Genomic DNA, 20,653 nt, shown 5'->3' with positions numbered 1-20,653 from the left:
TCAAACGCAACAATCTGGAGATACCTCATGGCTAACCCTGCAAGCAAACCCATACCCGAGGGCATGCATACGCTCACCCCGCACATCGTGTGCGAAGGCGCGGCGCAGGCCATCGACTTCTACAAGAAAGCCTTCAACGCCGAGGAGCTGGCCCGGCTGCCCGGCCCCAACGGCAAGATCATGCATGCCGCCATACGCATCGGCGATTCCGTCATGATGCTGATGGACGACTTCCCCGAATGGGGCAGCCTGGGCCCGAAGGCGCTTAAAGGCACGCCCGTCACCCTGCACCTGTACGTGGCCGACGTGGACGCGGCGATGAAACAGGCGGTGGCGGCCGGCGCCCAGGTGACCATGCCCGTGGCGGACATGTTCTGGGGCGACCGCTACGGCCAGGTGGTGGACCCTTGCGGACACCGCTGGTCCATCGCCACGCACAAGTTCGACCTGACGCCGCAAGAAGTCCAGGAGAACATGGCGAAGATGGGGCCGATGGAAGGCTGCGGCGACGCGACCAAGAAACAGAGTTAAGCGGCCGGCTGCGGATACGGCCCCAGGAAATCCAGCTTGCCGATCTTCACGCCCGCGTGGCGCAGGATGGCGTAGGCCGTCGTGACATGGAAGTAGAAGTTCGGCAGCGCGAACGTCAGCAGGTAGTCGTCGCCGCGGAACTCCTGCTTGAAGTCGCCGAACGCCAGCGAAACCTTGCGGCCTTCGGCGCCATCCAGCCGGTCCGCCGGCACGTCCTGCAGATACGCGAGCGTGGCGGCGATGCGCTGCTGCAATTGCTCGAACGTGGTTTCCTCATCCGGAAACTTGGGCGCTTCCACCCGCGACAGGCGCTGCACCGCGAATTTGGACGCGTCGCTGGCGCGCTGGATCTGGCCGCTCAACGGATACATGTCCGGCGCCAGCCGGGCATTGATCAGTTCGGCCGGATCCATGCCGGCGGCGGCCGCGTGGTCGGCGGCCTTTTGCAGTAGCGCGGCCAGCACCTTCAGGCCGCGGACGAAGGCAGGCACGCTGGCCTGATACATGGATAGTGACATGTCGGAGCTCCCTACAGGGACGAGGCGGTAGGCGCGGAATACGCCGGGAACACGCTGATCTTACTGCCGAGGCGGTGACGGAACCGCCACCCGCTGCGCGGGCTGCCCCAGGCCTATTCCGCCTGCCCGCGCGCCACGCGACGGTGCGTCTGGAAGAAGCGCCAGATCAGCGCCGAGGCATCCGGCCCGCTGCGCGCGTGATAGCGTACCGAGGCGTCGCCGCCGCTCCAGGCGTGCTCCACGAGCGTGATTTCGCATAGCCGCAGCAGCGTGCGGCTGCCGCGCAGCATGTCGACGCGGCGGTAGGACTTATCCGTGCCCAACCCCAGCACGCGCTCGACCGGTACGCTTTCGGGCGGCAGATCGTTCACGGCGCGAAACTGTTCGAACAACTGCCGCGCGTTGCGCGGCGCCACCGTAGGATCCAGCTGCCCCTGCAGAATCATGGCGGGCATGCCCAGGCGGAACACCGCCGGGTCCGCGACCTTTTCCAGCAAGGGCAATAACGGCTTGAGCGCGCCACGCCGCATGGTGCCTATGCCCCCGGTGGCGCTGTGGGCGTCCCCCGCGACCGGCCCGGAATGCATGGCCACGGCGGCAATCAGGCGCGGATGCCGCAATGCCACCAGCGCGGCCATGCCGGCCCCGGCCGAAAGCCCCGCGATGTAGACGCGTTCGGGGTCCAGCGCATGCCTGGCGCACTCCGCGCGGATCAGGGCGGCAATCAGGTCGGCTTCCGCCCCGCCGTGCGCGTCGTCGGGCTGGAACCAGCGCCAGCAACGCTGCACCTGACGGGTCATGGATTGCTGCGGATACAGCACCATGAAGCCGCCCGCGTCGGCCCATTGATTCATGCGCGAACCGCGGGCGAACGACAGCGCCGTCTGCCTGCAGCCGTGCAGCATCACCACCAGCGGCATGCCGGCGCGCGGCGCCGCGGCGGGCGTGTAGCGCGCGAAGGTGAGACGGCGGCCCTGGGCGTCGGAGAATTGCCGGGAGGCTTCCCAGCGGCCCGTCCCCAGCGAAGGCGCGGCGGCGCTGCGGGAAGCGGAGGCCGCAGCGGGCTTGGCGGCCCGGCGCTTGGGCGCGCTGCGCTTCTTGGCGGCCTTGGGCGTGGCCATGCGCATGGCGGCGCGCTGCAGCTTGCCGATTTTCTTCGCGGCCTTGAAAAACAAGTTGGTGAAACTGCGCGCCATTGCTGGGCCTCGGCCAGTAAACCTGCGTTTGCTTGCGCGCTGAATGTATCACAGAGTAACTTCCAGGCAGCGCTTTCGGGACGCCGACGCGCAGGTCGATTTGCAGTAGATCAAACGGATACCGCCTCGACCGCGACCAACCGGCTCGCCGCCTTGAGCCGCCGCCCCAAAGCGCCTAAGGTGTAGGCTAAACCAACCTAGACGCATTCATGTTTCCCAACGACAGACCCCAGACCCTGGGCGAGGAAATCGCCAACGCCATCAGCCACGGCGTCGGCGCCGCCGGCGCCGTGGCCTCTGCCCCCATCCTGATCCTGGCCGCCGTGCGCCAGGGCGATGCCGCCTTCATCGCGGGCGCCGCGGTCTTCGCCGCGACGATGTGCCTGCTGTACCTGGCGTCCGCCATCTATCACGCGCTGCCCAGAAGCCGCGCCAAGCAGCTTTTCAACGTGCTGGACCATTCCGCCATCTATCTGCTGATCGCGGGCACCTACACGCCCTTCGCCCTGGGCGCCCTGCGCGGCCCCTGGGGCTGGACCCTGTTCGGCCTGGTCTGGGGCATGGCCCTGCTGGGAGTCGGGCTGAAAGCCAGCAAGCGGCTCAACCGCCCGGCCATCTCCACGGGCCTGTATCTGGCGATGGGCTGGCTGGTGATCATCGCAGTCAATCCGCTGATCGAGCGCGTGCCCACGGGCGGCCTGTGGTGGCTGGTGGCGGGGGGACTGGCCTACACCGGCGGCGTGGCCTTCTTCGTGCTCGACAACCGTTGGCGCTACAGCCATTTCATCTGGCATCTGTTCGTGCTCGCCGGCACCGTGTGCCACTTCTTCGCCGTGCTCTGGTACGCGGCCTGAGGGCCGCCGCGCGGCCGCTCAGCCGCGGCCCGATTCCCCCGGCTGCGGCATGGCGAGCAGGCCGCGCTTCATCAATGACTTCATCCCCGGCACGAGCAGCCCGCCGCCGAACAGCAGGTCGCGCCACAACCCCGGCCCTGAAGCCTGGAAGCACGGAGTCAGCGCCCGGCTGAGGCTCTGGTACAGGCGCGAAGGCAATAAGCGGCTGCGGGCGTAGCGCGCGGGTCCCGCGGCGGCGCCATGCTGCCCCAGGGCCCGCGCCAGCGCCATCGCATCCAGCACCGCCAGCGTCGTTCCCAATCCCAGCTGAGGACTCATCGCGTGGCCCGCATCGCCCACGGCGCAATACGGGCCCGCCGCCAATCCGCGCGGCCAGGTGTGCCGGTAGGTGGCCACCGCCAGGTCGTCGTGCCGCGAAATCTGATCGACCACGGGCGCGGCCTCCGGCCACAGGGACAGCATGCGGTCTTTCCAGGCGCCGATGGGCGCGGCGCGCCAGGCCGGCAAGGCGTCGTGCCGGATGCTCCAGAACAGCGACAGCCGCACGCCCTGCGGGTCGATCTCGGTGGGCAGCAAGCCCATCATTTCGCGGGTGCCGCGAAAGCGCTGCAACAGCTGCGTCGCGCCGTGCCATCCGGGCGTCCAGAACTGGCCCCACAACGCGCCCCAGGCGTAGGCGCGCGAACTTGCCGCCAATCCGACCTGCTCGCGCAGCGCGGACGCGGCGCCGTCGGCCACCACGAACACATCGAAACTGGACTCGGCCCGGGCTGCGCCCGCGCCATGCGTCACGTGCGCCCTGCCCTCGCGGGTCGCAAGCGTCTCGACCGGACAGCCGAACGAGAACTCGGCGCCCGCGCGCCGCGCGGCCTCGAACAGCACCCCGCCCAGCGCCGCCCGCGTCACGGCCCGCGCGCCGTCGCCCACGTAATCGATGTCCACGACCCGCCAGCCGCGATGCGACAGGCCCAGCAGGCGATCGATCGGCGCGCCTACGTTCAGCGCCGCGACGTCGACGCCCAGCGATTTGAGCGCGCGCACGCCGGGCGGCTGCAGCAGCAGCCCCGCGCCCAGGGTGGTGAACCCCTGGTGCTTTTCAAAGACGCGCACCTGATGGCCAGCTTGCGCCAGCGCCAGCGCGGCGGCCAGTCCGGCGCTGCCCGCGCCGGCGATGCCGATGGATAGCGGCGTATGTGTAATGGTCATGGAATGGCGTGGCCCGGCGGCCCGAAGGGGCCGCCACGGGAGCCGGCATAGTACCAACTGCCCTCAGCCCTCGCGCAGATACTCCGTGGGCGGACGGCCCAGCACCCGCCGGAACATCGTCGAAAACGACGCCGGGCTCTGGTAGCCGAAATCCAGCGCAATGGCGGTCACCGACTCGCCCGAGGCCAGGCGGGCCAGGGCCAGCACCACGCAGGCGCGCTGCCGCCATTCCGAAAACGCCATGCCCGTCTGCTGTCGGAAATGGCGGCTGAAGGTGCGCGGACTCATGTGCAGGCGCTCGGCCCAGGCCTGCGGCGCCGCGCGCGCGTCAGGCGCGGCGATGAAGGCCTTGCACAAGGGCGCCAGGCGCCTGTCGCGCGGCAGCGGGATATGCAGCGGCAGCACCGGCGCGCGCTCGACCTCGTGCAGCAGCAGCGCTGCAAGCGCGCCGTCACGCCCCGCCAGATCGTAGGCGGGTGGCATGTCGACCGCGTCCAGCAGCAGCTGCCGCAGCAGCGGCGACACCTCGATCACTTCGCAGGCCTCGCGGTCCGCGCGCGCCGCTCCCGGCTCGATGTAGGCGCTGCGCGTGCTGACGTCCAGCATGCGGACCTGGTGCGTCACGCCCGCCGGGATCCACACCGCGCGCTGCGGCGGCACCACCCAGTTGCCGTCGCGCGTGACCACGTGCATGACGCCGGTGGCGCCATACAGCAGTTGCGCGCGGCGATGCGCGTGGGCCGGCAGCAGCCGGCCAGGCGGATAGTCGTTGCCGATGGCGACGACGGCGCGGTTCAGATGGTCGTAGCGGTCGATGTGGGTATTGCGCATAGCCTGGGGCGCATAGCCTGGGAATCAGGGCCCGTTCAAGCGCCTTCACGGCGGGTCGATTGGCCGAAACTCGAACATTATTGTCTCATCCTCGAAAGCGGGCCAAGGCCGGCCGCCGTATCGTGGCGTTTTCCCCTGGAAGGACGCAGCAATGCTTTATCTGGTTCTGGCCCTGTTCGGCTGCTTGAGCGGCGTGACGACCGTACTGTTCGGCTTTGGCGGCGGCTTTGTCGTGGTGCCTGTGCTGTATGCGGTGTTGACGGCCGCGCACGGCGCGCACGACGCCATCGGCCTGGCGGCCATGCACATCGCGGTGGCCACTTCCACCTGCGTCATGATCGTGAATTCGGTGGCGGCCACGCGCAAACACCAGCGCGCCGGCAACATCCTGCGGGCCTATGTCTGGCCCCTGGCCGGCTTCATCGCCGCAGGCGCGGCGCTAGGCGCGCTCGCCGCCACGCGCGCCAGCGGCGACTTCGTGCGCTACGCCTTCATCGCCTACCTGGGCGTGACCATCCTGGATTGCCTGCTGCGCCAGGGTTTCATGGCGCAGCAGGACGCGTCTCCCCAGCCCCTGGACCGTGGCGTCCTGGTCGGCGGCGGCGTGATCATCGGTGCGGTGGCGGCCTTCCTGGGCGTGGGCGGCAGCGTCATGACGGTGCCGTTGCTGCGCCGTCGCGGCCTGCCCATGGCCAAGGCGGCGGCAATGGCCAACCCGCTGACGCTGCCGGTGGCGGTGGTGGGAACGCTGGCCTACATGGCTGCGGCCGGCGGCCTGGCCGAACCGCTGGCGCCCTGGATCGTGGGCTATGTGGACCTGCTGGCCTTCGCCGCGCTGGCGCTGGGCTCGCTGGTCGGCATCCGGTTGGCCGCGCCGCTGATCCCGCGCATCCCCGACCGCCTGCACGCCCGCGTCTACGTGCTGCTGCTGGCGCTGGTAATGCTGAGCATGCTGATCGTGTAGACCCGTCCCGCATAAATTTAAGGAAACATCGCGGCCAGCAGCGACTACGAAACCGCGCAAAACGTTTCCGCCGCGCCCCGGGGGACTCCCTCCCGGGGCGCGCGCCGATCCCGTGGCCTGCCGAAACAGGAAAACACATCGCGAAACTTGCCCCCGCACCGCCCCGGTCGTCATCATGGCCCGACATTCAACCGGAACAAGGAGGTTTCATGCAGCGTTCCACTTATGCATTCCTGTCCGCCGCCGTGCTGGCGACGGCGCTGTCCGGTGCTCCCGCCTTTGCGCAGCAAGCCAGCCAGGCGCAAGGCCAGGCCCAGGCTCAACCGCGCATGGCGCCCCCACCCGCGATCCAGCCGACCGACCAGCAATTGCAGCGTTTCGCTTCGGCTTCGCAGAAGATTTCCGGCGTCGTCGACGAATACCGTCCCAAGGTCGACGCCGCCAAGACAGATGCCGCCAAGCAGAAGGTCGTCGAGGAAGCCGACGCCAAGATGGTGAAGCTGGTGCAGGCCGACGGCCTGAGCGTCGAGGAATTCAACGGCATCGGCCAGGCCATCCAGCAGGACCCCCAGCTCAAGCAACGTTTGATGAGCATGGGCAAGGGCGCCCCCGCCGCGAAGTAGGGTAAGGCTCTCCGAGAGCTAGTGTTGGCGCCATCCGTCCTCAGGAACGGATGGCGTTTTTTTTCCTTGCGGCGGCCGGAGCCGTTCTGCTTTGCTTCACCCTGCCGGAAGCCGCCTTCAGCAAGCGCTGGAAAGTCGGGCATTGCGCATGGTTGGCGGCAGGACATACCGCCGCATGGCGCAGGCCCTGACTCATCGCCCGCAGGCGCTTGATGGTCGCATCTATGCTGTCGGCCTTGTCCAGCAACAACTGCCTGTCCACCCGCAACGCGCCGTCGGGCGCAAGCATGGCCTGGATCTCGTCCAGCGACAGGCCGCCGGCCTGCCCCAGCGCAATCAGCGCCAGTTGGTCCAGCACGCCGGGCGCAAAGCGCCGGCGCTCGCCGGCGGCGCTGACCGCCGCGATCAAGCCCCTGTTTTCATAGAAGCGCAGCGTGGAGGCCGGCAGGCCCGTGCGCCGGGCGACTTCCGAGATATCCATGGCATCCTCCTTGACTTGAAGTTGACTTCAACTTCTATCATGCCTGCAAACGATGCGGTCATCAACGGAAGGAACAGGACATGGAATCGATGGAATTGGCGGCGAAAGTGGTTTTGATCGGGATCGGCGCGACGGTCGTGATGGACCTGTGGGGCATGCTCCAGAAAGCGCTGGGCATGCCCACGCTGGGCTACGCGCTGGTCGGCCGGTGGGCCGGCCACCTGTGCCGGGGCAAGCTCGCCCACGCCAATATCGGCCGGGCCGAGCCCATCGCGGGCGAATCGGCGCTGGGGTGGACGATCCACTACGCCGTGGGCGTAGCCTTCGCCGCGCTGCTGGTCGGCGTCCAGGGCGCGGCATGGCTGCGTGATCCCACATGGCTGCCCGCCCTGGCCGTGGGCGTGGCAACCGTCGTCATGCCGTTTTTCGTCATGCAGCCTGCCATGGGCGCGGGAATTGCCGCATCCCGCACGCCCACGCCCTGGAAGAACCGCCTGCGCAGCCTGGCGACGCATGCGGTGTTCGGCTGCGGCCTCTATCTGTCGGCGGCGGCGCTCAGGCTGCTGTGGAACTGAGCGCGAATCGCCCAGGCTCCTGGCGGCGCAACTATGATGACGCCAGTTCGGGATACCCGAGCGAAAGGAACCAGGAGGCGTTGTGACCTTGACGGCAAACGAGACAAACCAGCTGACGATCCGCCGCGCACGCGTGGAAGATGCCCCCGCAGTATTGCGGGTCTTCGACGAAGTGATCGCCTGGTTCGTGGACATGGGCAATGAGGGGCAATGGGGCAGCGAGCCCTGGTCGGCCTTGCCCAAGCGCATCGCCAACGTGACCGAAGCCTGCGCGCTGCCCGGGGCGTGGGTCGCCGAGGAACCGGGCGGGGGCATCCATGGCGCGCTGGTGCTGGGCGCATCCATGCCCTATGTGCCTGCGGCGACCGCACCAGAAATCTACGTAAGGTTGCTGGTGGCCTCGCGCGACGACCGGGCGCGCGGCCTGGGCCGGCGCCTGTTGGCATTTGCCGATGAGCAGGCGCGCGCCGCCGGCGTGGAACGCATGCGGGTGGACTGCTACGGCGGCGGCAGCGGCGCTCTGGTGCGCTTCTACGAATCCTGCGGCTACGAACGGATTTCGACCTTCGACGTGAATGGCTGGCCCGGCCAATTGCTAGGCCGCACGCTGGCCCGGCCCGACGCCGGCAAATAGCGGGTCCGGCAAGCCTGAGCCACCCGCCCTGCGCAACCGGTTATCCTGTTCCGGATTCCCTCACCGACACGCAGAAGGAGCGCAGCATCTTGACCCCGGATCTCACTCTCTATGACCTGGCGGGCGCCGACGCCTCGCTGCGCTTCAGCCCGCATTGCTGGAAGACCCACATGGCCCTGGCCCACAAGGGCCTGACCGCGGCGACCGTGCCCTGGCGCTTCACCGAAAAGGAAGCCATAGACTTTTCCGGCCAGAAGCTGGTGCCGGTGCTGGTGCACGGCGACCATGTCGTCAGCGATTCCTGGCAGATCGCGTGCTACCTGGAAGACACCTTCCCCGAGCGGCCCTCGTTGTTCGGCGGCGCCAGCGGCCGTGCGCTGAGCCTTTTCGTGAATTCATGGTCGGACACAACCCTGGTGCCGACGCTGGCGCGGCTGCTGCTGCCCAGCATCCACGGCCTGATCCATGAAAAGGACCGGGACTATTTCCGCGCCACGCGGGAGAAGCGCTTCGGCCGGCTGGAAGACCTGCCGGCGGGCTATGAAGACCAGATCGCCGCGCTGCGCGCGGCGCTGCTGCCCTTGCGGCAGATGCTGGGCAAGCAGCCCTATCTGGCGGGCGCGCAGCCGGCCTATGCCGACTACGCGGTGTTTGGCATGTTCATGTGGGCGCGCTGCACCAGCACGCTGGAACTGCTGGCCCAGGACGATCCGGTCCACGCCTGGCGCGAGCGCCTGCTCGATGCCCATGACGGCCTGGCCCGCCGCGCGCCGGCGGCCCAAGCCTGAGCCACCGTCCCCCTGTCCGTCTGCGCTAGGTCTTCAGCCGGTAGCCGGTCTTGAAGATCCAGCGCACGCCGATCAGGCAGGCCAGCAGGAACACCAGCGTCATGCCCACGCTGACGCCGACGCTGACGTCCGCCACGCCATAGAAGGCCCAGCGAAAGCCGCTGACCAGATACACCACCGGATTGAACAGCGTGGCGGTCTGCCAGAACGGCGGCAGCATCTTGATGGAATAGAAGGTGCCGCCCAGGAAGGTCAGCGGCGTGATGATCATCAGCGGGATGATCTGCAGCTTTTCGAAGCCATCCGCCCAGATGCCGATGATGAAGCCGAACAGGCTGAAGGTCACGGCCGTCAGCACCAGGAAACCCAGCATCCAGAACGGATGCGCGACCTCGAACGACACGAACAGGCGCGCCGTGGCCAGCATGATGAGCCCCAGGATGATGGACTTGCTGGCGGCAGCGCCCACATAGCCCATGACGATCTCCACGTAGGAGATGGGCGCCGAGTGGATTTCGTAGATGGTGCCCGAGAAGCGCGGCATGTAGATGCCGAAGGACGCGTTGGCGATGCTTTGCGTCAGCAGCGACAGCATGATCATGCCGGGCACGATGAAGGCGCCGTAGCTCACGCCGTCGATCTCGACCATGTGCGAACCGATGGCGGAACCGAACACCACGAAATACAGCGAGGTGGAGATCACGGGCGACAGCACGCTCTGCATCAGCGTGCGCCACGCGCGGGCCATTTCAAACAGGTAGATAGCGCGGATGGCGTAGAAGTTCATGATTGACCGTGCACCAGGCTGACAAAGATATCCTCGAGCGAGCTTTCCGACGAATTCAGGTCGGTGAATTCGATCTCCAGGCGCGAGAGCTCATGCAGCAGCCGGGAGATTTCCCCGCCGCCCTGGTTGTCGTAGGTGTAGACCAGCTTGTGGCCGTTGTCGGACAGGTCCAGCTGGAAGGCGTCCAGCGCCGTGGGGATGCCCGGCAGCGGCGCCTTCAGCGTCAGCGCCAGCTGGCGCTTGCCCAGCTTGGCCATCAGCGCGTGCTTCTCTTCGACCAGGATGATCTCGCCCTTGCGGATCACGCCGATGCGGTCGGCCATTTCCTGGGCTTCCTCGATGTAGTGCGTGGTGAGGATGATGGTGACGCCGCTTTCGCGCAGGCGCCGCACCATTTCCCACATGCCGCGCCGCAACTCGACGTCCACGCCGGCGGTGGGCTCGTCCAGGAACAGGATCGCGGGTTCGTGCGACAGCGCCTTGGCGATCATGACGCGGCGCTTCATGCCGCCCGACAGCGCCATGATGCGGCTGTCCTTCTTGTCCCACAGGGACAGGTCGCGCAGCACCTTTTCGATGTAGGCGTGGTCGGTCGGCTTGCCGAACAGGCCGCGGCTGAAGTTGACGGTGTTCCAGACGCTTTCGAACGCGTCGGTGGAAATTTCCTGGGGCACCAGGCCGATCTTGGCGCGGGCCGCGCGGAACTCCGTGAGTATGTCGTGGCCGTCTGCCAGCACGCGGCCGGCGGTGGGATTGACGATGCCGCAGATGATGCTGATCAGCGTGGTCTTGCCCGCGCCGTTGGGCCCGAGCAGGGCGAAGATCTCGCCGCGCCGGATGTCCAGGTTAACGCTCTTGAGCGCCTGGAATCCGGATGCGTACCGTTTGGATAGATCCTGAACTGAAATGACCGGCTGCACACGCGCCCCCGACTGGATGGATAGCCAGGGATTTTAACCGTCACGCGTGACAGGCTTGTTCGCCGTGACGGAACAGTGTGTTTGGCAGGCTGATCAATCCCTGCTCAGCGTGCCCAGCGCAGGACCAGCGGATCAAGACGGCTCGCGGTCTCCAGCAGGCCCTGCCGGACCTCTGCGCGCATGGCCGGCCAAGGGTGGCGCGGCGCATCGCACGCGATCACGCCGCCGGCCTTCATCAAGGCCTTGGCCGTGAGGATGCCGCCCTGCCGGTTCTCGTAATTGATCAGGGGCAACCAGCGCTCGTACAGGCGGTAGGCCTCGTCGCGCCTGCCTGCGCGATGGGCCTCGATGATGGGCCGCAGGCCATCGGCGAAGCCGCCGCCGGTCATGGAGCCGGTGGCGCCGGCATCCAGGTCGGGCAGCAGGGTGATGGCTTCCTCGCCGTCCCAGGGCCCTTCCACGGCCTCGCCGCCCAGCGCGATCAGGTCGCGCAGCTTGCTGGCCGCGCCCGCGGTTTCGATCTTGAAGTAGGCGACGTGCTCGATCTCGCGCGCCATCCGCGCCAGCGCCGCCGCCGACAACGGCGTGCCTGCGACCGGCGCATCCTGGATCATGATGGGGATATCCACCGCGTCCGACACGCGCTGGAAGAATCCCGCCACCTGTTCCTCGGACACCCGGATCGTCGCGCCGTGGTAAGGCGGCATGATCATCAGCATGGCGGCGCCCTGCTCCTGCGCGCGCCGGCTGCGCGCGGCGCAGACCTGGGTGCTGAAGTGCGTGGTGGTCACGATCACCGGCACGCGGCCGGCGACGTGCTCCAGGATGGTCCGCGTCAGGATTTCGCGCTCGTCGTCCGACAGCACGAACTGCTCGGAGAAATTGGCCAGGATGCAAAGGCCATCCACGCCCGAGTCGATCATGAAATCCACCGCGCGCTTCTGGCTGGGCAGATCCAGCTCGCCGGATTCGGTGAAGGTGGTGGGCACGACCGGGAATATGCCGCGATAACGCGGGTTCTGGTAGGTAGCCATGTTCATTCGATGATGTTGAAGTCTTTGAGGTATTCCGTCCTCAACGTCAGGCCCAGGCCGGGCTTGTCGTCGTCCAGGTCGATGAAACCTTCCTTGGCCACCGGCTCGCCGTCGAAGATGTAATAGAACAGCTCGTTGCCGACTTCCACGTCGAACATGGGGAAGTACTCGCTCATGGGCGAGGCCAGCGTGCTCATGGTCAGGTGGTAGTTGTGCATCTGGCCGGCATGCGGCACCACCGGCACGCTGTAGGCCTCGCACAGCGCGTTGATCTTGTGCGCCGCCGTGATGCCGCCCACGCGGTTGGTGTCGTACTGCACCACCGACACCGCCTTGCGGTCCAGCAACTGTTTGAAGCCATAGAGCGAGAATTCGTGTTCGCCGCCGGAGATCGGGATCGAGGTCAGCTGGTTCAGTTCCGCATAGCCGTCGATGTCGTCGGCGATGACGGGCTCTTCCAGCCAGCGCGGCTCGAACTTTTCCAGCTTGGGCAGGATGCGCTTGGCGTACTCCAGGTTCCAGCCCATATAGCACTCCAGCATCAGGTCGGTGTCGTAGCCGATCACCTCGCGCACCGCCTCCACCGACTTCAGGTTCTCCGACACGCCCTTCTGCAGGTGCGCCGGACCGTAGCCGAAGCGCATCTTGAAGGCCGTGAAGCCCTGGTCCAGATAGGTCTGGGCCTCTTCCTGCATGGCCTTCAGGTCGGTGCGGTAGAGCTTGGAGTAGTAGACCGGGATCTTTTCCTTGGTTCGGCCGCCCAGCAGCTTGAAGACGGGCTTGTTCACCGACTTGCCCAGGATGTCCCAGATGGCCAGGTCCACCGCCGAAATCGCGGCCATGGTCACGCCCTTGCGGCCCCAGGCGTGGGTGGAGCGGTACATGCGCTGCCACAGGTATTCGTAATCCCAGGGATCCTGCCCGATCACGAGCGGGGCCAGGTACTGGTCGATGATGGCCTTGGCCACGCGCGGCGCCAGCGCCACGTTGCCCAGGCCCACGATGCCGTCGTCCGTCTCCACCTCGACCACGGTCCAGCCGTGGAAGCGGAAGGTGCTCATGGTTTCCTGCTTGGAATACAGCAGGTCCATGGCGTTGGAGCAGAAATTGCCCTGCGGCGGCACGGTCTTGCCGGTCCACTCGTAGACGCGGGCGCGGACGGATTTGATCTTCATGAGGATTTCCTGCTTGGAATAAGGGTATGGAATGAAAGCGGCGGATCAGCCCGCCCGCGTGCGCGATGCGCGGTGCGACAGGCCCATGCGGCAGGCGATGAGAAAGGCCTGCCAGGTGGCGTCCAGATTGGCGCGGCCCTGGCCGGCGATGTCGTAGGCGGTACCGTGGGCCGGCGTGGTGATGGGAATGGGCAGGCCGCCCTGCACCGTCACTCCACGCGAAAAGCCCAGCAGCTTGATCGCGATCTGGCCCTGGTCGTGGTACATGGTGACGATGGCCTGGAACTCGCCGGCCTGGGCCTTCAGGAAGATGGTGTCGGCGGGGAACGGGCCCTGCACCGGCAGCCCCTCATCGTTCAGTTGCCGCACGGCGGGCGCGATGATGTCCACCTCTTCGCGGCCGCAGGTGCCGCCGTCGCCGCCATGCGGATTGAAGGCCGCCACCGCCACGCGCGGCTCGGCAATGCCGTTGGCCTGCAACGAACGGTAGATCAGCCGGGTAGCGTCCTTGATGCCGTCGATGCTTAGCGCCGCCGCCGCGTCCTTCAACGGAATATGCGAGGACACGCGCGAAGTCCACAGGTCGCCCAGGGTATTGAACTCGCAGAAGTAGCCGGTCACGCCCAGGTACTGCGCAAAGTGGTGCAGTTCGTCGTCGTGCCTCAGGCCGCCCAGCTTCATGGCGTACTTGTTCAGGGGCGCGAAACAGATGGCGTCGACGTGGCCGTCGCGCGCGGCGTCCATGCAGGCGTTGAGCACCCGCAGCACCGACGCGCCGCCCGCGGCCTCGGCCTGGCCGACATGCACCTGGCCGGGGTCGATGGTATCCATCCCCAGCCAGGCGGGCGCGCCGGTGTCCGGCCGGCCGCGCACCGCCTCGATGCTGTCCACGGGCTGGGTGGCGACCTGCACGCCTGCCACCCGCTGACCTTCGCGCCACAGCCACTCGTCGCCCACCAGCACGATGTTCGCCTGTTGCATGGCTTCGGGTCTGGCCAGCAGGCGGGCGATCAGTTCGGCGCCGATGCCTGCGGGGTCGCCCAGGGTCAGGGCGATGACGGGTTTCTGCTGCTTGCTCATGTCTGGGTCATTCCACGGAAATGTTGTTCTTCTTGATGACGCCGGCGTAGCGCTGGTTTTCGCTCTTATGGAACTGCGCGAACTGCTCCTGGCTCATCGGGTTGATGTCGGCGCCGATCGCCTGCAGGCGGGCCTGCGTGTCGGGCAGGGCCAGGATGCCGTTGACGGCGTCATGGATGCGCTTCTGATTGGCGGCGGGCGTGGCGCTGGGCATGTAGATGCCGTACCAGGCGCTCATTTCCACGCCTGGGACGCCGGCCTCGGCCATCGTCGGCACGTCGGGCAACTGGGCGTTGCGCTTGGCGCTCAGCACGGCCAGCGCGCGCACCTTGCCGCTCTTGATGTGGGGGATCACGGAAGACGCGGTCTCGAACGCGATCTGCACTTGCCCGCCCATCAGGTCCACCAGCGCCGGGCCGCTGCCGCGGTACGGGATGTGGATCATCTGCACTCCGGTGGCGTCCTTGAACAGCTCGGCGGCGATGTGCTGGGTGCTGCCCGAGCCGCTGCTGGCAAAGTTGTAGGTGCCAGGCTTGCTCTTGAGCAGAGCGATCAGTTCCTGCACCGACTTGGCCGGCACGTCGTTGTTGACCACCAGGATGTTGGGAACGGCGCCCACGAACACCACCGGCGTCAGGTCGCGGTCGTTGTCATAGCCCAGCTTCAGCAGGTGCGGCGCGATGGCATGGGCGGTCGAGACCCCCATCACCATGGTGTGGCCGTCCGTGGACTTGGCCGCCAGGTCGGCCGCCAGCGTGTTGGACGCGCCCGGCTTGTTCTCGACCACCACGGTCTGCTTGAGCAAGGGCCCCAGCTTGTCGGCCACGGCGCGCGCCATGGCGTCGGTGCCGCCGCCCGGCGCGGATCCCACCAGCAGGCGCAGGGGCTTGTTGGGCCAGTCGGCGGTCTGCGCCTGGACGGGCGCCAGGGCCGACAGGCACAGGGCGCCGGCCGCCATCGCGGCCAATAGCCTAGTCTTCATGGTTGTCTCCTTGGTTGGTTTTTTGCCCGTTGAAGAGGCAATCTTTTGTGAGTCCATCTTAGAAAGAAGCGCTGTTTCCGTAAAATGAAACTTTTGCACTAATCGTTCACCTGAGGCGATCAATCATGGAACGCGCGATCCACGTCCCTTCCCTGTTGGCCCGGCTGCGCATGCGGCAGATCGTCCTGTTGCTGGCGATCGAGGAACGCGGCACGCTGCGCGCCGCCGCCAGCCAGCTCAACATGACCCAGTCCGCGGCCAGCAAGATGCTGCACGAGCTGGAACTGGCCATCGGCCAGCCTCTATACGGACGGGTCGGCCGCGGGCTGGCGCTGACCGCGGTGGGCGAATGCGTGATGGGGTACTTCCGGGGCATGCGCGGCACGGTCTCGTCGCTGGCGCGCGAACTGGAGGAGCTGCGCCTGGGCAGCGCGGGCAAGCTGTTCATCGGCAGCATCATGGCCGCATCGCCCGGCCATCTGACCGACGCCCTGCTGCGCCTGAAACAGACCTATCCGCTGCTGGCGGTAGAAATCTCCACCGGCACCAGCGACCTGCTGATCGGCCGCATGAACGAAGGCAAGCTGGACGTGGTGATCGGCCGCATGCTGACCCTGTCGGACAGCCAGTACGTCTTTCGCCCGATCGGCGACGAGGCGCTGTCGGTGATCGCGTCGGTGGACCATCCGCTGGCCGGCCGCAAGCGCGTGAGCTTTGACGCCATGCTGGACTATCCCTGGGTGCTGCAGCCGCATGGCAGTCCGATGCGCGACGTCATCGAACAGGAGTTCCGTTCGCACAACGCCTCCACGCCCAGGGGCCTGATCGAATCAGCGTCCATCCTGACCACGACGAACCTGGCGATGAAATCGACGATGCTGGGCGTGATTCCGGAATCGGTGGCCAGCCGTTACGCGGCGCATGGCCTGCTGGCGATACTGCCCTACCAGATCCGGCAAAGTCTGACGGCCTTCGGCAGCATCGTGCCGCGCGACCGTCCGCTGAGCGCCGCCGCGCGGCATTTCGTGGGCTTGCTGCATGGCGACGCAACAGCTTGAGAGCGCGCAATACAAAGGGGGAAAACTCTCGCGGCGCAGGGGAAAACAGCATGCCGCGCAGTACAATCGCGTGTTGCGCATCGCGCGTTTTTTACACTGAGGTCCACACGTGAGCGCACTGCCCGCCTGTCCCAAATGCCAGTCCGAATACACCTATGAAGACGGCGCCCTCTACGTCTGCCCGGAATGCGCGCATGAATGGCCGGCGCAGGCCGCGGAATCTGCCGATGAAGCCGCGCGCGTCTACCGCGACTCGGCCGGCAATGTGCTGCAGGACGGCGACACCGTCACCGTCATCAAGGACCTGAAACTCAAGGGTTCCGGCGGCGTGGTCAAGATGGGCACCAAGGTCAAGGGCATCCGCCTGGTCGATAGCGACCACGACATCGATTGCAAGATCGACGGCTTCGGGGCGATGAGCCTGAAGTCGGAGTTCGTGAAGAAGGTATAGGCCGCCGCTTGCGACGGCCCCGGGCCGCGGCCACGCCGCGCCCCGGCTACAGGTCCTCGGGTTCCTCGGCCTTGGGCATCAGGTACGCGGTCAGCGTGCTGGACAACCCCGCCATCACCCACAGCACGAAGAAAGACACGGTGTAGAAGCCGGTGCGTCCGGTAGGCACATGCCCGAAGATCGCCACATCCAGGGGGTCGATCAGGGCGAAGATCAGCGCGCTCCCCGCCGCGGCCGCCATGAAGGACGGCCACAGGATCCACATCAATGATCGCAAGCCCATCTGTGTTCTCCCCGATTACGGATTGGCGCTGGACGCGGCCTGCTCGATGACCAGGCCGCGCTTGACCACGCCCTCCTGGATCGGCTGATTGCTGAAGTTGGTGAAAGCGAAATAGATCGTGACGAAGCAGCCTATCATGGCCACGAACGGGCCGGCCATCAGGATCCAGGGCCAGGGCTCGCGGTACCAGGGCTTGGCGGTCTTGGCGGGTTGGGCGGCGGTCATGGGCTTGTCCTTTTCAGTATTCAATCGGGTACGTAGAAGCTGGCGGGCTCGTCGGTCTCGACCGGACGGCTCTCGCCGTCCTGGCCGCGCGCGCGCAGCGTGATGGCATGGGCGCCCGGCTCGGCGCCAGCCGGCGCGCGGATCACCATGGGCACCAGCTTGTTGGCAGCCGCCTCGACGTCGACCGTGTCCGAGCCCTGCTGTCCCATCATCACCTTCAGGCCGGGCATGCCCTCGACCGAGAGCTGCAGGCGCATCGGCTGGTCGGAAGTATTGATGATCTGCAGGCGGTACACGTTTTCGATCATGCCGCCGGCCACTTCGCGCCCCAGCGCGCCGCGGTCGCGGATCACGTCCACCCGCAAGGGGTTGCGCATGGCCAGCGACGCCACGAAAGCGATGGCCAGCGCCAGGATCAGCGTGCCGTAGATCAGCACGCGCGGACGCAGCAGATGGGAGCGGGCGCTCTTGGCGGACAGCCCGTCCAACATGGCGCGTTCCGAGGTATAGCGGATCAGGCCGGGCTCGTACTGCATCTTGTCCATGACCTGTTCGCAGGCGTCGATACAGGCGCCGCAGCCTATGCACATGTATTGCAGGCCGTCGCGTATGTCGATGCCGGTCGGACAGACCTGCACGCACAGGCTGCAATCGACGCAGTCGCCCAGCCCGGCGGCCTTGTGGTCCACCTTGCGCGAGCGGCCGCCGCGCGGATCGCCGCGGCGCTTGTCGTAGGTGACCACGAAGGTGTCGGGGTCCACCATCACGCTCTGGAAGCGCGCGTACGGGCACATGTACTTGCACACGGATTCGCGCATGAAGCCGGCGTTGCCCCAGGTGGCGAAGCCGTAGAACAGCATCCAGAACCACTGCCAGGGGCCGAGTTGCAGCGCGAACAGCTCATGGCCCAGTTCGCGGATGGGTGCGAAATAACCGATGAAGGTGGAGCCCGTCCACCAGGCCAGCGCGATCCACAGGAAATGCTTGGTGAGTTTCAGGCGCACCTTGCGCCAGGTCCAGGGCGATTCGTCCAGGCGGATGCGCGCGACGCGGTCGCCTTCGACCTTGCGCTCGATCCACATGAAGATCTCGGTGTACACGGTCTGCGGACAGGCGTAGCCGCAGAACAGCCGCCCCGCCACCGCGGTGAACAGGAACAGCGCCAGCGCCGAAATCACCAGCAGCACCGCCAGGTAGACCACGTCCTGCGGCCACAGCACCAGGCCGAAGAGATAGAACTTGCGCGCGCCCAGGTCGAACAGCACGGCCTGGCGGCCGTTCCATTGCAGCCATGGCAGGCCGTAGAAAATCAGCTGGGTCAGAAAGACGAACGCGATGCGCCAGCGCGCGAAGATGCCGCTGACGGACCGCGGGTAGATCTTGCTGCGCACGCCCGCCAGCGTCTGCTCCAGGGTTTCCGTCCCCGGACGCGGCGGCCTCACATGCGGCCGCCAGGGCGGCGGGTCACCGTCAGGCGTAGTGCCGACCCTTGCGGCTGACCCATCTTCCATTTCCTGCTCCCTGCTGTATGTCCAGTGATATGGGGGCCACGCCAGGCGCGGCCCCCAAAAACGCGCTGTAAAGCCTTTACTTCGTTGCCGTGCCCGGCGCGGCGCTGGCCGTCGCTTCGGGCTTGTTCGACAAGCCCCAGACCCAGGCCGTCAGGATCTTGATCTGCTCCGGCGTCAGGATGTCGCCATGCGCCGGCATGCGATTGTCGCGGCCATCCAGGATGGTCTTGACGATGGTCGCTTCAGAGCTGCCGTAGAGCCAGACGTCGTCCGTCAGGTTGGGCGCGCCCAGCGCCTGGTTGCCCTTGCCGTCGACGCCGTGACAGGCCACGCAGTAATTGGCGAACTCGCGCTTGCCGCGGAACACGCGGACCGGATCCGCCGTCAGGCCCGACAGCGAGCGCACGTACTGGGCGATATCGGCAGCCGTCTTGGCGTCGATCGCGGCCTTCCAGGGCGGCATCACGCCCACGCGGCCCTGCGTGATGGTCTGCATGATGGCTTCAGGCGAGCCGCCGTGCAGCCAGTCGCCGTCGGCCAGGTTGGGAAAGCTGGGGCCGCCCTTGGCGTCCGAGCCATGGCATTGCGCGCAGGTGTTCAGGAACAGGCGCTGGCCGATTTCGCGAGCGCCTGGATCCTGGGCGATCTGCGGAATGTCCATGGTCTCGAAGCGCGCGTAGATCGGACGCACGGCTTCGGCCATCTTGGCCTGCTGCCTGGCCACTTCCTCGGTGCTGCTGTAGCCCAGCTGGCCCTTGTACTCACCCAGGCCCGGCATGAAGAACAGATAGCCCAGCGCGAAGGCGCAGGCCAGCAGGTACATCCAGGTCCACCAGCCCGGCACCGGGTTGTTCAGCTCGGTCAGGTCGCCGTCCCAGACGTGGCCCGTGTCCTCGACCTTGCCGTTGGCCGGCTTGGTGCTGAGCCAGCGGCGCTGCGTGTACAGCAGCCACACGCACCAGACCACGCCGCCCACGGCGACGATCGAGATGAAATACCCCCAGAAGCCGCTAACGAAATCGCTCATGACCGATTCGCTCCATCTTGTTGTCCCTGCCCGAACTCATCGGGCAGTGCGAACGGCAGCATGGCCGATTCGAGGTTGGCGCTCTGGCGGCCGCGCGAGCAGGCCCACCAGACGATGCCGAAGAAAGTTGCCATCGAAATGGCGGTGACGACGGCGCTCAGATAGCCCAGCATGGTCAGCCTCCCGCGGCCGCGGGCGCGGCGGCTTGGGTGGCGGGTTGCGCCGCAGGTTGTGCGGCGGCCTTCTTGGCCTCTTCCGCCTTCTTGGCCTGCTCGGCCTGCTTGGCCTTGCGCACGCCCACGCCCAGCCCTTGCAGGTAGGCGACCAGCGCGTCTTCCTCGGTCTTGCCTTCGATGGCCTTGGGCGCCTCGGCGATCTCCTCGTCCGTGTAGGGCACACCCAGCTTGCGCAGGGCGCGCATGCGGTCGCTCACGTTCTCGCCAGTGATGACGGTCTTTTCCAGCCAGGGATAGGCGGGCATGTTGGACTCCGGCACCACCTTGCGCGGGTCGCGCAGGTGGATGCGGTGCCAATCGTCGGAATAGCGTTCGCCCACGCGCGCCAGGTCGGGACCGGTACGCTTGGAGCCCCACAGGAAGGGATGGTCAAAGACCGATTCCGAGGCCAGCGAGTACGAACCGTAGCGCTGCACTTCGGCCGCCAGCACCCGCACCTGCTGCGAATGGCAGCCGACGCAGCCTTCGCGGATGTAGACGTCGCGGCCCATCAGGCGCAGCGGGCTGTAGGGTTCCACGCCCGCGATGGGCTGGGTCGTGCTGTGCTGGAAGAACAGCGGCACGATCTGGACCAGGCCCGCGAAGGACACCACCAGGATGCTGGCGATGATCATCCAGCCGATGTTCTTCTCGAGCGTCTGGTGCGAAAAGAAACCAGATTTATTGTTGGCCATGATGTCCTC

At 66.8% G+C, this 20,653-nt stretch carries 26 protein-coding genes; 9 read left to right on the top strand and 17 right to left on the bottom strand.

What is annotated here, in order from left to right:
- Window positions 1–27: 27 nt before the first annotated feature.
- Entirely contained in the window at window positions 28–531 is a 504-nt protein-coding gene (locus IB258_RS05465; RefSeq protein WP_125470560.1) for a VOC family protein, read from the top strand.
- Here IB258_RS05465 and IB258_RS05460 read toward each other — a convergent pair.
- Window positions 528–1,049, bottom strand: coding sequence for a DUF1993 family protein (locus IB258_RS05460; protein WP_119449970.1), 522 nt, complete (start codon window positions 1,047–1,049; stop codon window positions 528–530). The two genes, IB258_RS05465 and IB258_RS05460, sit on opposite strands and share 4 nt — an antisense overlap.
- A gap of 113 nt (window positions 1,050–1,162) precedes the next feature.
- On the bottom strand, window positions 1,163–2,245 hold the full coding sequence (locus IB258_RS05455; RefSeq protein WP_054452817.1) for a PHB depolymerase family esterase: 1,083 nt from the start codon (window positions 2,243–2,245) through the stop codon (window positions 1,163–1,165).
- Window positions 2,246–2,454: 209 nt separating this feature from the next.
- On the opposite strand from IB258_RS05455, the gene IB258_RS05450 reads away from it, so the two are divergent.
- Window positions 2,455–3,099 carry a hemolysin III family protein gene (locus IB258_RS05450; RefSeq protein WP_192352273.1) on the top strand — a complete coding sequence of 215 codons (645 nt, stop codon included), beginning with the start codon at window positions 2,455–2,457 and terminating at the stop codon, window positions 3,097–3,099.
- Between the two features lie 18 nt (window positions 3,100–3,117).
- On the opposite strand, the gene IB258_RS05445 is transcribed toward IB258_RS05450, so the two are convergent.
- Together IB258_RS05445 and IB258_RS05440 are read right to left on the bottom strand one after the other, a co-directional pair.
- Window positions 3,118–4,305, bottom strand: a complete 1,188-nt coding sequence (locus tag IB258_RS05445; protein WP_192352272.1) for an NAD(P)/FAD-dependent oxidoreductase — start codon at window positions 4,303–4,305, stop codon at window positions 3,118–3,120.
- Between the two features lie 63 nt (window positions 4,306–4,368).
- Window positions 4,369–5,136, bottom strand: a complete 768-nt coding sequence (locus IB258_RS05440) for a helix-turn-helix domain-containing protein (protein ID WP_119449973.1) — start codon at window positions 5,134–5,136, stop codon at window positions 4,369–4,371.
- A gap of 151 nt (window positions 5,137–5,287) precedes the next feature.
- Here IB258_RS05440 and IB258_RS05435 point away from each other — a divergent pair, with 151 nt between their 5' ends.
- The gene (locus IB258_RS05435; RefSeq protein WP_119449974.1) at window positions 5,288–6,100 is read left to right on the top strand and encodes a sulfite exporter TauE/SafE family protein; all 813 of its coding nucleotides are present in this window, start codon (window positions 5,288–5,290) and stop codon (window positions 6,098–6,100) included.
- Between the two features lie 209 nt (window positions 6,101–6,309).
- Window positions 6,310–6,723: a DUF4168 domain-containing protein gene (locus tag IB258_RS05430; protein ID WP_054452827.1), complete on the top strand. Its 414-nt coding sequence runs from the start codon at window positions 6,310–6,312 to the stop codon at window positions 6,721–6,723.
- A gap of 40 nt (window positions 6,724–6,763) precedes the next feature.
- Here the strand turns inward: IB258_RS05430 and IB258_RS05425 are convergent, their stop codons facing one another.
- A complete protein-coding gene (locus IB258_RS05425; protein ID WP_125470565.1) occupies window positions 6,764–7,204 on the bottom strand; it encodes a helix-turn-helix domain-containing protein in 441 nt (146 codons plus the stop codon).
- A gap of 80 nt (window positions 7,205–7,284) precedes the next feature.
- Between IB258_RS05425 and IB258_RS05420 the strand changes: the two genes are divergently transcribed.
- The 3 genes from IB258_RS05420 (at window position 7,285) to IB258_RS05410 (ending at window position 9,201) form a co-directional block, all read left to right on the top strand.
- Window positions 7,285–7,779: a DUF2938 domain-containing protein gene (locus IB258_RS05420; protein WP_192352271.1), complete on the top strand. Its 495-nt coding sequence runs from the start codon at window positions 7,285–7,287 to the stop codon at window positions 7,777–7,779.
- Between the two features lie 82 nt (window positions 7,780–7,861).
- Complete coding sequence (locus IB258_RS05415; protein ID WP_233564528.1) at window positions 7,862–8,413, top strand: GNAT family N-acetyltransferase; 552 nt, start codon at window positions 7,862–7,864, stop codon at window positions 8,411–8,413.
- A gap of 89 nt (window positions 8,414–8,502) precedes the next feature.
- Window positions 8,503–9,201 carry a glutathione S-transferase family protein gene (locus tag IB258_RS05410; RefSeq protein WP_054452837.1) on the top strand — a complete coding sequence of 233 codons (699 nt, stop codon included), beginning with the start codon at window positions 8,503–8,505 and terminating at the stop codon, window positions 9,199–9,201.
- A gap of 25 nt (window positions 9,202–9,226) precedes the next feature.
- Here IB258_RS05410 and IB258_RS05405 read toward each other — a convergent pair whose 3' ends face one another.
- The 6 genes from IB258_RS05405 to IB258_RS05380 all read right to left on the bottom strand — a co-directional run bounded on the left by IB258_RS05405 (window position 9,227) and on the right by IB258_RS05380 (window position 15,179).
- Window positions 9,227–9,988: an ABC transporter permease gene (locus tag IB258_RS05405; RefSeq protein WP_042794334.1), complete on the bottom strand. Its 762-nt coding sequence runs from the start codon at window positions 9,986–9,988 to the stop codon at window positions 9,227–9,229.
- Window positions 9,985–10,908, bottom strand: a complete 924-nt coding sequence (locus tag IB258_RS05400) for an ABC transporter ATP-binding protein (protein WP_054452839.1) — start codon at window positions 10,906–10,908, stop codon at window positions 9,985–9,987. Before IB258_RS05400 ends, IB258_RS05405 begins: the two co-directional genes overlap by 4 nt.
- Window positions 10,909–11,012: 104 nt before the next feature.
- Window positions 11,013–11,942: a dihydrodipicolinate synthase family protein gene (locus tag IB258_RS05395; RefSeq protein ID WP_054453666.1), complete on the bottom strand. Its 930-nt coding sequence runs from the start codon at window positions 11,940–11,942 to the stop codon at window positions 11,013–11,015.
- 2 nt (window positions 11,943–11,944) lie between these two features.
- The gene (locus IB258_RS05390; RefSeq protein WP_192352270.1) at window positions 11,945–13,117 is read right to left on the bottom strand and encodes an L-rhamnonate dehydratase; all 1,173 of its coding nucleotides are present in this window, start codon (window positions 13,115–13,117) and stop codon (window positions 11,945–11,947) included.
- Window positions 13,118–13,162: 45 nt separating this feature from the next.
- Window positions 13,163–14,197, bottom strand: a complete 1,035-nt coding sequence (locus IB258_RS05385) for a 4-hydroxythreonine-4-phosphate dehydrogenase PdxA (protein ID WP_192352269.1) — start codon at window positions 14,195–14,197, stop codon at window positions 13,163–13,165.
- Window positions 14,198–14,204: 7 nt separating this feature from the next.
- Window positions 14,205–15,179, bottom strand: coding sequence for a tripartite tricarboxylate transporter substrate binding protein (locus IB258_RS05380; RefSeq protein WP_119449980.1), 975 nt, complete (start codon window positions 15,177–15,179; stop codon window positions 14,205–14,207).
- A gap of 125 nt (window positions 15,180–15,304) precedes the next feature.
- Between IB258_RS05380 and IB258_RS05375 the strand changes: the two genes are divergently transcribed.
- Both IB258_RS05375 and IB258_RS05370 read left to right on the top strand, forming a co-directional pair.
- Complete coding sequence (locus tag IB258_RS05375) at window positions 15,305–16,237, top strand: LysR family transcriptional regulator (RefSeq protein ID WP_192352268.1); 933 nt, start codon at window positions 15,305–15,307, stop codon at window positions 16,235–16,237.
- Window positions 16,238–16,346: 109 nt separating this feature from the next.
- Window positions 16,347–16,688, top strand: coding sequence for a zinc ribbon domain-containing protein YjdM (locus IB258_RS05370; RefSeq protein ID WP_119449981.1), 342 nt, complete (start codon window positions 16,347–16,349; stop codon window positions 16,686–16,688).
- Window positions 16,689–16,734: 46 nt separating this feature from the next.
- On the opposite strand, the gene IB258_RS05365 is transcribed toward IB258_RS05370, so the two are convergent.
- The 6 genes from IB258_RS05365 to ccoO all read right to left on the bottom strand — a co-directional run bounded on the left by IB258_RS05365 (window position 16,735) and on the right by ccoO (window position 20,644).
- Entirely contained in the window at window positions 16,735–16,971 is a 237-nt protein-coding gene (locus IB258_RS05365; RefSeq protein WP_054452851.1) for a hypothetical protein, read from the bottom strand.
- Between the two features lie 15 nt (window positions 16,972–16,986).
- Entirely contained in the window at window positions 16,987–17,196 is a 210-nt protein-coding gene (locus IB258_RS05360; RefSeq protein ID WP_054452853.1) for a FixH family protein, read from the bottom strand.
- A gap of 20 nt (window positions 17,197–17,216) precedes the next feature.
- Window positions 17,217–18,707, bottom strand: a complete 1,491-nt coding sequence (ccoG, locus tag IB258_RS05355) for a cytochrome c oxidase accessory protein CcoG (RefSeq protein WP_054452855.1) — start codon at window positions 18,705–18,707, stop codon at window positions 17,217–17,219.
- A gap of 76 nt (window positions 18,708–18,783) precedes the next feature.
- The gene (gene ccoP, locus IB258_RS05350) at window positions 18,784–19,734 is read right to left on the bottom strand and encodes a cytochrome-c oxidase, cbb3-type subunit III (protein ID WP_054452857.1); all 951 of its coding nucleotides are present in this window, start codon (window positions 19,732–19,734) and stop codon (window positions 18,784–18,786) included.
- Window positions 19,731–19,907: a CcoQ/FixQ family Cbb3-type cytochrome c oxidase assembly chaperone gene (locus IB258_RS05345; RefSeq protein WP_192352267.1), complete on the bottom strand. Its 177-nt coding sequence runs from the start codon at window positions 19,905–19,907 to the stop codon at window positions 19,731–19,733. Before IB258_RS05345 ends, ccoP begins: the two co-directional genes overlap by 4 nt.
- 2 nt (window positions 19,908–19,909) lie before the next feature.
- The gene (gene ccoO, locus IB258_RS05340; RefSeq protein WP_054453668.1) at window positions 19,910–20,644 is read right to left on the bottom strand and encodes a cytochrome-c oxidase, cbb3-type subunit II; all 735 of its coding nucleotides are present in this window, start codon (window positions 20,642–20,644) and stop codon (window positions 19,910–19,912) included.
- Window positions 20,645–20,653 lie beyond the last annotated feature (9 nt).

It is taken from the genome of Achromobacter sp. ACM02, assembly GCF_014851605.1.
GTDB lineage: Bacteria > Pseudomonadota > Gammaproteobacteria > Burkholderiales > Burkholderiaceae_B > Achromobacter > Achromobacter aegrifaciens.
The sequence above is the reverse complement of the archived record's forward strand: the minus strand, read 5'-3'. Positions and strand labels throughout refer to the sequence as shown.